The 14788-nt window shown below is 61.8% G+C and carries 12 protein-coding genes; 4 read left to right on the top strand and 8 right to left on the bottom strand.

Translation table 11 applies throughout. From position 1 onward, the window contains the following. Positions 1 to 11 precede the first annotated feature (11 nt). The 3 genes from C6558_RS08445 to C6558_RS08435 all read left to right on the top strand — a co-directional run bounded on the left by C6558_RS08445 (position 12) and on the right by C6558_RS08435 (position 2976). Positions 12 to 1025: a hypothetical protein gene (locus tag C6558_RS08445; protein ID WP_025427647.1), complete on the top strand. Its 1014-nt coding sequence runs from the start codon at positions 12 to 14 to the stop codon at positions 1023 to 1025. Between the two features lie 188 nt (positions 1026 to 1213). After that, positions 1214 to 2497 (top strand): SDR family oxidoreductase, encoded by a 1284-nt coding sequence (locus C6558_RS08440; RefSeq protein ID WP_025427648.1) that lies wholly within the window; start codon positions 1214 to 1216, stop codon positions 2495 to 2497. Further along, positions 2497 to 2976, top strand: coding sequence for a DUF2269 domain-containing protein (locus tag C6558_RS08435; protein WP_057211149.1), 480 nt, complete (start codon positions 2497 to 2499; stop codon positions 2974 to 2976). The genes C6558_RS08440 and C6558_RS08435 overlap by 1 nt, the downstream gene beginning before the upstream one ends. Here the strand turns inward: C6558_RS08435 and C6558_RS08430 are convergent. Beyond that, positions 2968 to 3561 carry a LysE family translocator gene (locus C6558_RS08430; protein ID WP_025427650.1) on the bottom strand — a complete coding sequence of 198 codons (594 nt, stop codon included), beginning with the start codon at positions 3559 to 3561 and terminating at the stop codon, positions 2968 to 2970. The genes C6558_RS08435 and C6558_RS08430 overlap by 9 nt on opposite strands. 277 nt (positions 3562 to 3838) lie before the next feature. Here C6558_RS08430 and C6558_RS08425 point away from each other — a divergent pair, with 277 nt between their 5' ends. Next, positions 3839 to 4684, top strand: a complete 846-nt coding sequence (locus C6558_RS08425; protein ID WP_025427651.1) for an aldo/keto reductase — start codon at positions 3839 to 3841, stop codon at positions 4682 to 4684. A 627-nt stretch (positions 4685 to 5311) separates the two neighbouring features. Here C6558_RS08425 and C6558_RS08420 read toward each other — a convergent pair. From C6558_RS08420 to C6558_RS08385, 7 genes are all read right to left on the bottom strand, one after another. Further along, positions 5312 to 5806, bottom strand: a complete 495-nt coding sequence (locus C6558_RS08420; RefSeq protein WP_025427652.1) for a nucleoside deaminase — start codon at positions 5804 to 5806, stop codon at positions 5312 to 5314. A gap of 472 nt (positions 5807 to 6278) precedes the next feature. After that, on the bottom strand, positions 6279 to 6851 hold the full coding sequence (ilvN, locus tag C6558_RS08415; protein ID WP_025427653.1) for an acetolactate synthase small subunit: 573 nt from the start codon (positions 6849 to 6851) through the stop codon (positions 6279 to 6281). Between the two features lie 22 nt (positions 6852 to 6873). Continuing rightward, positions 6874 to 8652: an acetolactate synthase 3 large subunit gene (locus C6558_RS08410; RefSeq protein ID WP_025427654.1), complete on the bottom strand. Its 1779-nt coding sequence runs from the start codon at positions 8650 to 8652 to the stop codon at positions 6874 to 6876. Between the two features lie 795 nt (positions 8653 to 9447). Continuing rightward, the gene (locus C6558_RS08400) at positions 9448 to 10665 is read right to left on the bottom strand and encodes an MFS transporter (RefSeq protein WP_084815050.1); all 1218 of its coding nucleotides are present in this window, start codon (positions 10663 to 10665) and stop codon (positions 9448 to 9450) included. Between the two features lie 254 nt (positions 10666 to 10919). Further along, positions 10920 to 11453 (bottom strand): SRPBCC family protein, encoded by a 534-nt coding sequence (locus C6558_RS08395; RefSeq protein ID WP_025427656.1) that lies wholly within the window; start codon positions 11451 to 11453, stop codon positions 10920 to 10922. Between the two features lie 421 nt (positions 11454 to 11874). Further along, on the bottom strand, positions 11875 to 12237 hold the full coding sequence (locus tag C6558_RS08390; RefSeq protein WP_244494216.1) for a hypothetical protein: 363 nt from the start codon (positions 12235 to 12237) through the stop codon (positions 11875 to 11877). A 43-nt stretch (positions 12238 to 12280) separates the two neighbouring features. After that, complete coding sequence (locus C6558_RS08385) at positions 12281 to 14722, bottom strand: arylsulfatase (protein ID WP_107027143.1); 2442 nt, start codon at positions 14720 to 14722, stop codon at positions 12281 to 12283. Between the last annotated feature and the right edge of the window lie 66 nt (positions 14723 to 14788).

Here is a 14788-nt window from a genome sequence, read left to right as displayed (position 1 = left end):
ACTGGCAGCGCATGACGACACCAATCGAAAGTGCTTTCCCGTCCCGTGCTATCCGCGTCGTTGCGCCCGTCTTTTCCCTGGGCTTCTTTTTCCTCTTCCTGGCACTTTTGCCGTTGCCATTGGCGGTGGGCCTGCTCCGGCTCCCGATCGACGAGATCAGGCGTGATTACGCCATCAGCCGGAACCCCGTTCTCGTCAGCGGCGCAGAGATTTGCTCGGTCGATTGCCTGCCTGGCAGCGGCGAACCCCAGCTCTGCAGCACGCAGGTTCGCTTTCAGCACGATGGTCAGCCCCACGAGCAAATCTTGAACACCCGTTCGGTCGGTCAACCCGGCCTTTGCCGGCACGGCAACATCACAATCGCCGGCGACAGCCCCGAGCATGTCAGCCTCACCCATGATTATCGCAGCGTCATTCGCACGACGGCGCAGCGGCTCATCCTCGGAGCCGGCCTTGTGCTGTTCAGCCTGGTCATGCTGAGCAACGCCATCCCCATTCTCCTTGCCCGCCGCGCCGCCGGCCGGCGGTATTTGCTGAAGCCCATCATCGTCGATCTGAGCGGCAGCCAAATCCTGCGCTACGCCCCGAGCGTTCCCTTTGCGCGCGGTACTATAAAGACAGCCTATACCCGGATGAAGCCAGGCCAGCGCCCACTGTACCTCCGGCCGACGAGCGACGACCGCGCGCTGCCGACAACCCCCTTCGCCGGACATGCCTACCCCGCCCTCGCCGTCATCACCGAAGGCGTCCCGTTACCGATCCTGCTTGACGAGAAACTCACCCGGCTTGAACTGAGCGAGGCCGAGCGCAATCACATTCGAGCGGCAATCGATGAGACCATAGGGGTGTCCTTCGGCGACCTCCTATCCCCCGCGTTCGTCAGGGAAAAACTCATTCGACCGTTGCGGAAAGACAATCCGGTCGATAGGCCACGATTGCCTTCAAAATGGGCATTCCGGCTTGCCATAGTCATTCCGCCAATGCTGCTGCTCGCTGTCTTGTCCATTATCGACCAGTTCTTGTGATAGGTTCGCCCTGCCCCCTGCCGCGTCGGTTGTTGACCTAGCAATCGCAGGCTTGCCCTGGTGCCCGCAGCAGCCTCTGCTGTTGCATGATGCCGGCTCCATCCGAGGCGCGAAGTCGTCCAATCCACCTTCGCTGCTCGATCATTTTTACCCGCCAATTTTCGCTGGCAGCTCTGTAAACTGACGTCATGAAAATTCTGATTCTCGGCGCCACCGGCTTCATCGGCTCGGCCCTCCTCGATCGACTGACAAGCGACGGACATGGGGTGACCGGCCTTGGTCGCAATGTCGCCCGCGCCCGGCTGAAACGGCCGGGAGCGTCATGGATTGCCGCCGACCTTGCTGAGATGCGCAAGGCCGGCGACTGGCTGCCGCTGGTCGAGACGCATGACGTGGTCGTCAACTGCGCCGGCGCGCTGCAGGATGGCCTGGCCGATCATGTCGCTGCAACCCAGGAAGCGGCGATGCTGGCGCTCTATACCGCTGCCAAAAACAAACCGCCGATGCGCATCGTGCAGATCTCGGCGCCGCGCGGCGATGCCGGCACTGACCTCGCCTTTCTCGCCACCAAGTTCCGCGCCGACACGGCGCTTGCGGAAAGCGGCGTGTCGCATGTCATTCTGCGGCCGGCGCTGGTGCTCGGCCGCAATGCCCATGGCGGCTCGGCCCTGCTCAGGGCGCTTGCCGCCCTGCCCTTCGCGATCCCGCTCGTCCACGCGCAAAGCCGCGTCGAAACAGTTGCCCTTAGCGATGTCACCGAGGCGGTCAGCGCCGCCGTCGCAGGTCTCCTGCCCGAACGAAGCGACCTCGTGCTCGGCCACCCAGAGCGGCCACCCCTTGCCGAGCTCGTCGCGCTGCACCGCCAATGGCTTGGCCTATCGCCAGCTAGGATCGTTTCGCTGCCGGCCCCGCTCGCCGCACCCGTCGGGCTCCTTGCCGATATCGCCGGACGGCTCGGCTGGCGCTCGCCACTGCGCTCGACTGCGCTTTCGGTGATGGCCGGCGGCGTCTCAGCCGAGGATGACGCTCACGCCCCGGTGCCGTTTCTGTCGGCCCGCCAAAGCCTTTCGGCTGTGCCATCCGGCGTGCAGGATCTCTGGTTTGCCCGGCTTTATCTTTTGAAACCACTGTTGATCGTCGGGCTGTCGGCCTTCTGGTTGCTTTCGGGGCTGGTCCCGCTCTTTGCCATCGATGCGGCGAGACAGCATTTCCTGCGGTTCCTGGCCGAAGGCCCGGCAACGGCGTTGACGCTGTTGACCTGCCTTGCCGATATCGTGCTCGGAGCCGCGGTGCTCGTCCGCCCGTGGGCGAAACAGGCGCTCTTGGGAATGCTGGCGCTGACCGCCGCCTATCTCGCCTCCGCAACCCTGGCGGAGCCCGAACTCTGGACCGATCCGCTCGGGCCGCTCGTCAAGGTTCTGCCGTCGATCCTGTTGACGCTTGCCACCCTCGCCATTCGGGATGAACGCTGATGTTTCCGGACGACCTCCTGCGCCTCACCCATGTCATCGGCGCCACCGTGCTCTTCGGTACCGGCGCCGGCATCGCCTTCTTCATGCTGATGGCGAGCCGCACGCGCGATGCGCGGCTGATCGCCCATGTCGCCGGCACAGTCGTGGTCGCAGATACGGTCTTCACCGCCACAGCCGTGGTGTTTCAGCCGATCACCGGATATCTGCTGGCGACAAGCATCGGCTGGTCGCTTGCGGAAGGGTGGATCGCGCTGTCGCTGATCCTCTATGTCGTCACCGGCCTGTTCTGGCTTCCCGTGGTCTGGATCCAGATCCGGCTGCGCAATCTGGCGCAGCTTGCTGCGGCGGAGAACACGCCGCTGCCGCCGGCCTTCGATCGGCTCTATGCCATCTGGTTTGCCTGCGGCTTCCCGGCCTTCTTTGCCGTTGTCGGCATTTTCTGGCTGATGCTGGCAAAGCCGCAGTTCCAGCTATTTTAGCATCGGCCACAGGCTGACGACGAGCAGCACCGCCATGGTGATGTTGAACCATTTGAGCCGTGCGGGCTCCGACAGCCATTGGCGCAGGGCCGAGCCGAAACCGGCCCAGGTGGAGACGCTCGGTACGTTGACGAGGGCAAAGACCAGGCCGACGGCAAGCACGCTGGCGATGTAGCTTTCGCCGCCGGTATAGGTCGCCATTGCCGAGACTGCCATGACCCAGGCCTTGGGATTGACCCATTGGAAGGCCGCCGCCTGCAGGAAGGTCATCGGCACGGCGCCGGCCTTGCCTTCGCCGAGCGAGCGCGAGGTGCCGATCTTCCAGGCGATCCAGACGAGATAGGCACCGCCGGCAAACTTCAGGGTGGTGTAGAGCAACGGTACGGCGTGGAGAAGCGCGCCCAGGCCGAGACCGACGGCGATCAGCAGCGAGAAGAAACCGGCACCGATCCCCAGCATATGCGGGATGGTGCGCACGAAGCCGAAGTTCACGCCCGAGGCAAAGAGCATCATATTGTTCGGGCCCGGCGTAATCGACGTCGTGAGCGCGAACAGAAACAACGCCAGGAGCGTATCGGCCTGCATTATCTTCCTCCACCAGGATTAGGTCAACATAATTGACCTAATCCTGGCAACCAGCCCGGAATTGTCACGGTGACAACATCGGGCGACCACCGGCCTGATAGGACGGAACGGGAGTTGGGTCGAGTTCCGCGCCCGAGATATCGCGACCAGCAACGCGCCTGCGCGCCGAGAAAAGGCACCTCGAAAGACCCGCCGATTGCGCTAGATTGCGACATACGAAACGCTGGGACCCGCCCAACGCTTAATCCCGTCCACGTCCGACCAAGGGGAAAGCCGAATGCACGATCCGATCCCGACCACCACGCTCATCGATGGACGCTCCGTTCCGGTTCTCGGCCAGGGCACCTGGCGCATGGGCGACGAGCGCTCGCGCGCCGCAGAGGAAGTGAAGAGCCTGCAGGCCGGCCTCGACCTCGGCATGACGCTGATCGACACCGCCGAAATGTACGGCAACGGCGCCTCGGAGCGCGTCGTCGGCGAGGCGGTCAAAGGCCGGCGCGACGAAGCCTTCATCGTCAGCAAGGTGCTGCCCTCCAATGCCAGCCGGATCGGCACCGAGGCCGCCTGCGAGCGCAGCCTGAAGCATCTCGGCATCGACCATATCGATCTCTACCTGCTGCACTGGCGCGGCGGCTATCCGCTCGCCGAGACGGTGGCGGCGTTCGAAGCCCTGAAGAAGGCCGGCAAGATCGGCGCCTGGGGCGTTTCCAACTTCGATGTCGACGACATGGAGGAGTTGTTGGCGGTTCCCGGCGGCAAGAACGTCGCCGCCAACCAGGTTCTCTACAATCTCTCAAGGCGCGGCATCGAATATGATCTCCTGCCCTGGTGCCAGAAGCGCGGTGTCGCCGTCATGGCCTATTCGCCGCTCGACGAGGGCCGGCTCTTGCGCAACGCGGATCTCGTCCACATCGCCAAGGCGCACCAGGCAACGCCGGCGCAGATCGCACTCGCCTTCCTGAAAACCCGCCCCGGCGTGATCTCGATCCCCAAGACTGGCTCGGCGGAACGCGCCCGCGAAAACCGCGACGCGATGGACATCCACCTGACCCCGGAAAACCTCGCGACCCTCGACAACGCCTTCCCGCCACCGAAGCGCAAAAGGTCGTTGGAGATGATTTGAGGGCCGACCGTTTAAGGCCCCACTCGGATCTTTCCGGCAGAAATTGGCAGGTTCAGCTCTCATGATGACGGGTCGTGGAGACGCTGGGGACCGGCCAAACCCCCCGTCATTCCTGTGCTTGTCACAGGAATCCAGCCAGCCCAAGTCTTTGGGCTGAAAGGTCTTTTGACCCGACGGACGTCGAGTCGCTGGATTCCGGCACTACAGCGCCGCGCGTCTTATTAGGCGCGCAAAGGTCGCTGTAGCACTTTGAATTGCTGCATGTATCCTTAGGATACATGCAGTGGGCCGGAATGCGGGAGAATGGCGTGCCCCTATCGCGTGTAGGCTGTTTACGGGATTAGCCAACTGCCTGGCCTGTCGAAGTTTCCTGGCGACTTGCACAGCGTTCCGCCCGCCCCTCATCCGGCCCGCCGGCCACCTTCTCCCCGCCTGCGGGGAGAAGGATAGATGCGGCAAACTTGCGCAATTAGGCAGAAACTGCCACCAGACTCCAATCCATTGGACTCATAGGATCGTCGCGATCCAGAGCATTTCCAGGAAAAGTGCGAAGCGGCATTCCGTCAGGAAATGCGTAAAAACAAAGAGATAGGGCGTTTCTGCGACTCCGTTTGAATCGGAAACGCTTTAACGACGAGACCAGTATTCTTCGTGGAGTTTCGCCGCCTCGTCCACAAGCATGGGGCCGACGACTTCCGTTGGGCGCTGACCGGCGGCGAACACGATGTGGCAGGGGAGATCAAGCGTCGGATTTTCCTCGCTCGCGCCTATCTGTTGTTTCATCTCTCTCTCGGACAGGCCAAACACGACGCGCCCTATGCCTGCCCAATAGATCGCGCCTGAGCACATGGCGCATGGCTCCGCGGACGTGTACATCGTGCATCCGGCAAGAAAATCCAAATCATAGGCTTTGCCGGCGCGCGTGGCTAAAAGCCGCTCCGCGTGGGCCGTGCGGTCGCCACCTTCCGAACTGTAGCCGTTGCACTGTTCCAGTAAGACATTGCCGTCACGGTCGGCGAGAATTGAACCAAACGGGTGATCCCCGCCCTCGCGCGAACGCCGCGCCACATCGAAGGCCTTCCGCAAAAGTGTCTCATCATAGGGCCGCTTGCTGCTTGCCATTTTGTGAGCTCCTGAGAATTATCGCGGTTCATTCACCACTAATGTTTCCCCGGTAACGGAACGGGTAATTTGCATTCTCTGCCAGGTAAAAGGATGTCAGCTCCCCAGCGCCGCCTATCTGCCATTCCCCCGATGAACAGATACAAGAATCAATTTGATCTTTTTTGACTTTGGCAGCAAGGCCGATCGAGGTGCGAGCTTGTCAGGGAAGAATCGGGGGGACGGGTGGCAGTCGCCACCTAGAGCATTTCCAGGAAAAGTGCGAAGCGGTTTTCCGTCAGGAAATGTGTCAAAACAGGGAGATAGAGCGTTTCTGCGACTCTGTCTAAACCGGAAACGCTCCAGTTGCGCAAACTCGAAGTTGCACCCCCTCTCCCCGCCTGCGGGGAGAGGGCTGAGGTGTGGGGCAAACACCCCCCGCCTGGCTCAGATAGGCCAGACAAGGGTCACCCCCCTACCCGCTAACCTACAATCACATCCCCTGCGGGCCGCGGTTCATCGCGGCGATGCCGGTGCGGCAGACTTCGATGAGACCGAGCGGCTTCATGATGGCGATGAACTGTTCGATCTTCGACGACTTGCCGGTGATCTCGAACACGAAGTGATCGATATTGGCGTCGATGACGGAAGCACGGAAGGCATCTGCCAACCGCAGGGCCTCGACGCGATGGTCGCCCGAGCCATGCACCTTGACGAGCGCCAGCTCGCGCTCGACCGGGCGGTCATGGCCAAGCGTGCCGGCACGCACGGTGAGATCGACGACCCGGTGGACCGGAACCAGCCGCTCGAGCTGGTTCTTGATCTGGTCGAGCACGTGCGGCGTGCCGCGGGTGACGATGGTGATGCGCGAGAGATGCGCCTGATGTTCCGTTTCCGAAACGGTCAGGCTCTCGATGTTGTAGCCTCGGCCGGAGAACAGGCCGATGACCCGGGCGAGAACGCCCGGCTCGTTGTCGACGAGAACCGAAAGCGTGTGCGTTTCGGCGACTTCGGTTTCCTTGGCGATGAAATAGGCGGAACCGGTCGGTTGAAGGTGTGCGCTCATTTTATTGTTTCCTGTCCCTATCTCAAACCAGCTGGCGGCCCTTGGCGTCGATCGCGTTGGCGACCGCTTCGTCCGTGGCTTCGTCCGGCAACAGCATCTCGTTGTGCGCCTTGCCCGATGGGATCATCGGGAAGCAGTTGGCGAGGTTGGCAACGCGGCAATCGAAGATGACCGGCGCCGGCGTGTCGATCATGCGACGGATCGCATCGTCGAGTTCGCCCGGCTTGTCGCAGCGGATGCCGACACCGCCATAGGCTTCCGCCAGCTTGACGAAGTCAGGCATCGCCTCGGTGTAGGAATGCGACAGACGGTTGCCGTGAAGCAGCTGCTGCCACTGGCGCACCATGCCCATGTACTGGTTGTTGAGGATGAAGATCTTGACCGGCAGGCCGTACTGGACCGCGCAGGACATTTCCTGGATGCACATCTGGATCGAGGCATCGCCGGCAATGTCGATGACGAGGCTGTCGGGATGCGCGACCTGGACGCCGATGGCAGCCGGGAAACCGTAACCCATCGTGCCGAGACCACCCGAGGTCATCCAGCGGTTCGGCTGTTCGAAGCCGAAGAACTGGGCGGCCCACATCTGATGCTGGCCGACTTCGGTGGTGATGTAGGTGTCGCGACCCTTGCTCAACTCATAGAGCCGCTGGATCGCGTATTGCGGCATGATGACGTCGTCGTTGGCGGCATAGGCCAGCGAGTTGCGCGCCCGCCACTTGACGATGCCTTCCCACCAGTCGGCCAGCCGTGTCTTGTCGTCCGCCTTTGTGGCCGCACGCCAAAGCCGGACCATGTCTTCGAGAACCGAGCCGACATCGCCGAGGATCGGCACGTCGACGCGAACGTTCTTGTTGATCGACGACGGATCGATGTCGATGTGGATTTTCTTGGAGTTGGGCGAGAACGCGTTGAGGCGGCCGGTGATGCGGTCGTCGAAGCGCGCGCCGACGCAGATCATGACGTCGCAGTCATGCATCGCCATGTTGGCTTCGTAGGTGCCGTGCATGCCCAGCATGCCGAGCCAGTTCTTGCCGGAAGCAGGATAGGCACCCAGCCCCATCAGCGTCGAGGTGATCGGGAAATTGGTGAGCTCGACCAGTTCGCGCAGCAGCTGCGAGGCTTGAGGGCCGGAATTGACGACACCGCCACCGGAATAGATGATCGGACGGCGGGCCGTCTTCATCAGTTCGACGGCTTCCTCGATCTTCTTCAGATCGCCCTGCGTCTTCGGCTGGTAGCTCGTCTGGGCCGGAACGGCCGACGGCGGCGTATAGGTGCCGGTCGCAAACTGCACGTCCTTCGGGATGTCGACAACGACAGGACCCGGACGGCCGGACTGGGCGATGCGGAACGCCTCATGGATAACGCGGGCGAGATCGTTGACGTCGCGAACCAGCCAGTTGTGCTTGGTGCACGGCCGGGTGATGCCGATCGTGTCGCACTCCTGGAAGGCGTCCGAGCCGATCAGAGAGGTCGGGACCTGGCCGGAGATGCAGACGAGCGGGATGGAATCCATCAGCGCGTCCTGCAGCGGGGTGACGGCGTTGGTGGCTCCGGGACCGGAGGTAACCAGCATGACGCCGACCTTGCCGGTGGAGCGGGCATAGCCTTCGGCCATGTGGCCGGCGCCCTGCTCGTGGCGAACGAGGATGTGCTGGATATCTTCCTGCTGGTGAATTTCGTCGTAGATCGGAAGCACGGCGCCACCGGGATAGCCGAAGATATGCTCGACGCCATTGTCCTTCAGTGCCTGGAGAACGATCTCCGCGCCTGTCATCTGGTTCTCTGTACCGCTCATTGACTTGCTTCCATCCCTTTTCCCAGTTGGGTGCTTAGCTTGTTTGAAGGCATAAAAAAAGGCCCCGTCAGGAGCCTCGTTTAGCGCATGGGTGGCTACTGCCGGATGGTTACACCATCCTGCCCATGCGCCGTCCCACCACAAGAATAACCGCAAAATTTATCATGGGACGATTTGTTAAACGCAAAAGCCGGAAGCGTCAACGCTTTTTCCGGGAGATATCGGATTGCACGAAACCGGGCCGCCGCCGCCGCAAGCGCCCATGAGGCAACGTCGCGCCATCGCCACCAATCCCTTCCGTTTACCATATCGATCCACTTAAACTTAAGTGGCCTGGGGAAAGATGGCCCGGCTGCATGATGCAGTGCTAAAAAACAAGGCAATGATATGCTTGACCTTTCCGTACTCTCGCCGCTGGTCATCAGCGCTGGCGCCATCTACCTGTTCTTCCGCTGGGTCGTCTTCGACATGAACTCCCACCAATAGAGCGGTTGCGACAGAGCCGGCCCTGCCCGTTCACGGACCAAAGCTCCCTTGATCGCGGCCGAAAGCTCCGCCGACGTCATGCGTTGACCAGCTTAGCCACGAGATCGCCGAGCAACCGTTCCAGTTCCCGGTCACCGTTGGGTTTGCCGACCCGCTGCGTGTCGCGTCATTGACGCGGCCCAGCCCGTCGCTTGCCCGCCTCCGTACACGGGCCGGTCCTCGAACTTCGCCTGGTACCCGGGCGCTGACCGAGCGAGGCGGACCTGATCCAAGCCCTCGCGGCCGTCCACGTGGGCTATCGCCCGATGATCACTGTGCCGGTACGGGCACCGGCACGCCTTTGGGGAATGGCCTGAAGGTCAAGGCGATCAGGAAGGCGCCGAGACCGATGCCCCAGGCACCGATATAGAGCCAGGCGTAGCTGGCGAAGGCGTCATAGATCAGGCCACCGGCCAAGGGTCCGGTCGCCATGCCAAGGCTACCTGCCATGGCCGTGCCGCCAATCACCGTGCCCATCATCCGCTGCGGAAAATTCTCGCGCGCCAGCACCGCATAAAGCGGCATGACACCGGCATAGATGAAGCCGAACAGCACCGCCACCGCATAGAACGCCCCCAGTTCGCTGACGAAGACATAGGCAAGCGCGCCGAACGCCTGGATCAGCAGTCCCAGAACCAGAATGCGCTTGGCTCCGAACCGGTCCCCGAGCAGGCCGAAGGCGACGCGGCCGCCCATGCCCGCGAGCCCTTCGACGCTGTAGATCGAAACGGCAGCTATCATCGGGATGCCGCAGGTGACCGCGTAGCTCACCGTATGGAAGATCGGGCCCGAATGGGTGGCGCAGCAGAAAAAGTTCGTCAGCAGAAGCACGATGAATTGCGGGGACCGGACGGCCTGGCTGACCGACATTGACGATTGCGGCCCGCTATCCATTGCCGAAGCGGTGTTTTCGTCTTCCTGAACCGGCGGGCGGCGCACCAAGAGCGTCGTCGGTATCATCACGGCGGCAACGATGACCGCGATGATCTGCAGCGCCGTTCTCCAATCGTAGATGGAGACGAGCCATGCCGCCAGCGGCGACATGGTCATCGGCGCCATGCCCATGCCGGCAGAAACCAGGGATACCGCCAGGCTGCGATGGGTATCGAACCAGCCGGTGACGCAGGCCATCATCGGCGCAAAGATCGCCGCGGTCGCCGCGCCGACGAGAAGGCCGAAGACGATCTGAAACTCGATGAGCGATGTCGCCCGGCTTGCCAAAAGCAGGCTCCCGGCAAGAATAACCGACCCGATCAGCACGATCATCCGGGCGCCCAGCCGGTCCGAGAGGCTGCCCCAGGCGATGCTTGCCGCCGCCATGGATAGAAAGCCGATGGTCATCGCGCTGGAGACGCCGGTGACGGACCAGCCGGTATCCTGCGAGATCTGCCGAAGAAACACCGGCAGCGAAAACATGGCGCCGATGGCGATGCAGCCCAACAGGCCGCCCGCCGCGACGATCACCCAGCGATATCGGGAATTGTGCATGTGGTATCTCCTCGTACCTCATCTCGACTGCTGTTCTTCAAGCGGCCCGGCTTGCGCCGGCCCGGACGGAAACTCCACGCAAGGCACACACACCGTCCCCTCGGCACAAGGACGCTTCCGGGCTCGGACATCCGACTCGTCGTCGCACTTTTTTTGCGCGAACAGATTTCTGGAGCACAGCCGGCGTGCGGCATCGGGCTCTCGGAGCGAGAAGCCCTGCATCGCCACACGCCTGTTGTGACCGGCGCTCCCCTTCAGGCAGGCAGCCGTTGGTCGTAGTCTTTCATCAGGCGGTTCCAGCCGTCCCAGAAAGGTTGCGGCTCCGTGCCGTTGGCACGAGCAGCCAGAATGTCGAGATGCATGTGCCAGCCGGCACCGAACATCAGCATGGTGGCGCGGTCGGCAATGCTGCGGTGGGTCACGGTCAACAGCACCCTGTTGCCCACCGTCTCCAGCTCGAAGGAAACGTCACCACTACCGGCCCAGCTTATCGAGAGCTTTCTCGGCGGGTCGAGGTCGGTGATCTGGCTCTGCATCCGATGCTCTTCGGGAAAACCGGCCGGGCGCTCGCCGGGCGGGTTGGTGAGTTCGTCGTTGCGCCAGACGAGTTCGACCGGCGCGCCTACCTTCATCTCCATCTGGCCTGACGCCAACCACTGCTGGCGCAGGTCGCTTTCGGTCAGATAGGCCCAGACTCGCTCGATCGGCCCGGGTAGTAGCCGCGTCATCTTCAACGTGTCCGGTTCACTCAGCACGCCATAGGTGTCCAGGGTCGAAAGGTCGTTCATCTGTCGTCTCCTTTTTGGGTTTGTCGGGCTTGGGTTTGTCGGGCCCGGAAAGGCCGGGCGAGGTTCGATCGGGTCGGCTTTGGTCTGGCCACGGCCGGTCGGGCCGTGGTTTTCCGTTGATGGAGACACGCGCTGGCTCAACGCCCTCTCGAGCCTGTCGAGACGGTCGGTCCAGAAGCGTTCTTGGGCATTCGGCAGGTGGTCGGGGTGAAAGACGAACATCATCTCAGGCACCTATAATTCAACCATTTGGTTGAATGTACGCGCGCACTGGCAAATAGTCAACCGTTTGGTTGAATTACGTTTGCGACAGGACGTATGGTTTCCCGAACTTCCCCGTTATTGCGAACAGGTCAGCCGCCGTGGCCTTCAATCAAGGTTGTCGTCCCCGAGATTCCGCGTCCTGAACTGGGATCTTCGTTCAACGCTCCGGAGCGACGAGCCAAGCGCGCGACAAAAGGATGGAAAAGACGGCATGAAGCGCGACGACCGGCCACAGCAGGACGCCGGTCAGCTCACCGGCGACAGCGAGATAGGCAAGATAAAGCGTCACGGCCACATTGTAGGTCAACATGCCGACCAGAGGCGAATGCCGCCAGCAGGCGAGCCCCAATGCGATCAGGGCGATCCCGGCCACGCGAGCAGCCGACGCTCCCGCGCCGGCCAGGGGCTCGCCGAACAACAGTTCCGCCACAAACGACGGGGCGATGAGTAACGCCATCCCCGTGGCCGCCTCGCTGACGGCGGCGAACATCAGGACCGTTTTCATCGAACTCACCAGCATATACCTTTCATTCAACCATGCGCTTCAAGGCTGCCTGAACAGCCTAAGGCTTCGCTGTTGGCTGCTCGCTCAACTTGAAAGTCAACTTGTCGATTTTGCCGGTGAACCTGAAAGGTGGATCGTAGCGATACTCGATCATCGCGACGCCGGAGCGCGTATCCAGGCCAACATCGAAAGATTCGTCTTCCGGAAACGTGATCGGCGTGGTGTGATCCAGCGAATTCCTTACCACTTCCTTGCCATCCACGGTCAAGATACCCGTGCCACCTTGACCCAGCGCTGGGCCGTCCGACTTGAAGTCAAAGACAATGGTGTGCTTGCCGGCATCCAGTGTGGGCCCTTCCCATGTGGTTCGTTTGAGGTCGAGCAGGTTATAGAGGAAGACGACCTTACCGCTCCCGAATCCCAGTTCTCCCTTGCTCAGGAACAGCCCGTAACCGCCGAACCTCCCACCCTCGGTGACGATCATGCCTTCCGCTCCGCCTTCGGGTATCTCGACTTCGGCCGTGATGCCGTAGGACTTGTCCAGTATTTTCGGCGCAGCACTGGCTGGCACACCGCTTAGTTCGCCCGAATAGGTGAATTCCGCCCGTCCCGCCGTCAGGCTCGGACGAGGCGCGTTCCAGCGGGCGAGCGTGGAGTTATCCAGCGGCAAGACGTCGTGTTTTGCTGCCTCCGAATAAAACAGCGCCTGCATTTCCTTAAGCTTGTCTGGCATCTTGGCGGCAAGGTCGTCGAACTGGGTGGGGTCGTCCTTGACGTTGTAGAGCTCCCATTTGTATCCGGAGATCACATCGGGAGGCGTCTTGGCGCTCAGCTCCCACGGCAGGGTCGCTGGCGTCGTCGCCGCCACCCAGCCGTCGTGATAGATGGCGCGATTGCCGAGCATCTCGAAATATTGGGTCTTGCGCGTGGATGGCGCCTCGGCGTTGGCTTTGTCGCAGGTATACATCATGCTCACGCCATCGAAGGGGCGCTGCTGGATGCCGTTGATCGTGTCCGGCGCTGTGATACCGGTCGCCTCAAGGATCGTCGGCACGATGTCGATGAAATGGTGGAACTGCCGGCGGATACCTCCCGCGTCAACAATGTGGCCCGGCCACGACATCGCCATGCCCTGAGCCGTTCCGCCGAAGTGCGACGGCACCTGCTTCATCCATTTGAACGGCGTGCCCATCGCCCACGCCCAACCAGCGGAGAAATGCGGGAACGTGCGGTCCGACCCCCAGAATTCGTACCAGAGATACTGGTCTTTCACCGGGACCGGAACGCCGTTGAACGTCGTGAACTCGTTCGGCGTGCCGTTGACCATGCCTTCGGCGCTCGCACCGTTGTCGCCGCTGATGTAGATGATCAGCGTGTTGTCGCGTTCGCCCAGATCGTCGACCGCCTGGATGACCCTGCCGATCTCATTGTCGGTATAGGCGAGATAGGCTCCATAAACGTCCGCTTGCTTGATGAAGAGCTTCTTCTGCTCAAGATTGAGGGTATCCCATTCCGGCAGTTCCTTCGGCCAAGGCGTCAGCTTGGCATTTTCGGGCATGATGCCCAGCCGTTTCTGGTTGGCAAAGATGGTCTCGCGAAGCTTGTTCCAGCCCTCGTCGAAGAGATGCATATCGCCGATCTTCTTAATCCATTCCGGCGTGGGATGGTGCGGCGCGTGGGTGCCGCCGGGCACGTAGTAGACGAGGAACGGCTTGTCTGGCGCGATCTCCTTCAACTGCGTCATGTACTGTATGGCATCGTCGGCCATTGCCGTGGTCAGGTTCCAATCGGGCTTGCCCTCGAACGGGTAGATGGCCGTGGTGTTGCGGAACAGGTTCGGTTGCCACTGGCTCGCGTCGCCCCCGACGAAGCCGTAGAAATATTCGAAGCCCATTCCGCTCGGCCATTGGTCGAACGGGCCCGCCTGGCTTGACTGATAGAAGGGCGTGTTGTGGTTCTTGCCGAACCACGAGGTGGCATAGCCATGGTCCCTGAGAATGGTGCCGATGGTGCCGTTCTCCTTGCGGATGATCGAGTTATAGCCAGGATATCCCGTTGCCATCTCACCAACGACACCGAAGCCGGCGACGTGATGGTTGCGGCCGGTAATCAATGCCGCTCGTGAAGGCGAGCACAGCGATGTGGAGTGGAAGTTCGTGAAACGCAGGCCCTCGTTGGCGATGCGATCGAGAGCAGGCGTCGGGACGACGCCACCAAAGGTGCCGGGCGCACCGAAGCCCACATCGTCCGTCATGATAAGCAGCACGTTGGGAGCGCCCTGCGGCGGCGCGATGCGCGGGGCCCACCAGGGCTGCGACTCCGAGGCCTTTTGATTGATCACGCCGCCGAAGCGCGGATCGGCTTGGGGAAGCTGCTTGCCGTCAATCGTGATCGTGGCGTCCGGAGAACCCGGGAGACCTTTGACCTCCTGCGCCAACCCGGGGATGCAACTCATGGCGAGAAAACCTGCGCCCGCAAGCATGCTGTGACAAATTTTCATGAGGAAAATCTCCCGTGGCTCAGGCACACTTTGAATTCATTATATTAGAGTACGCGCATAAATTGA

Origin of the sequence: Ensifer sp. NM-2 (genome assembly GCF_003024455.1) — a bacterium.
Taxonomy (GTDB): Bacteria; Pseudomonadota; Alphaproteobacteria; order Rhizobiales; family Rhizobiaceae; genus Ensifer; species Ensifer canadensis.
This window is presented reverse-complemented; position numbering and strand designations above follow the sequence as displayed.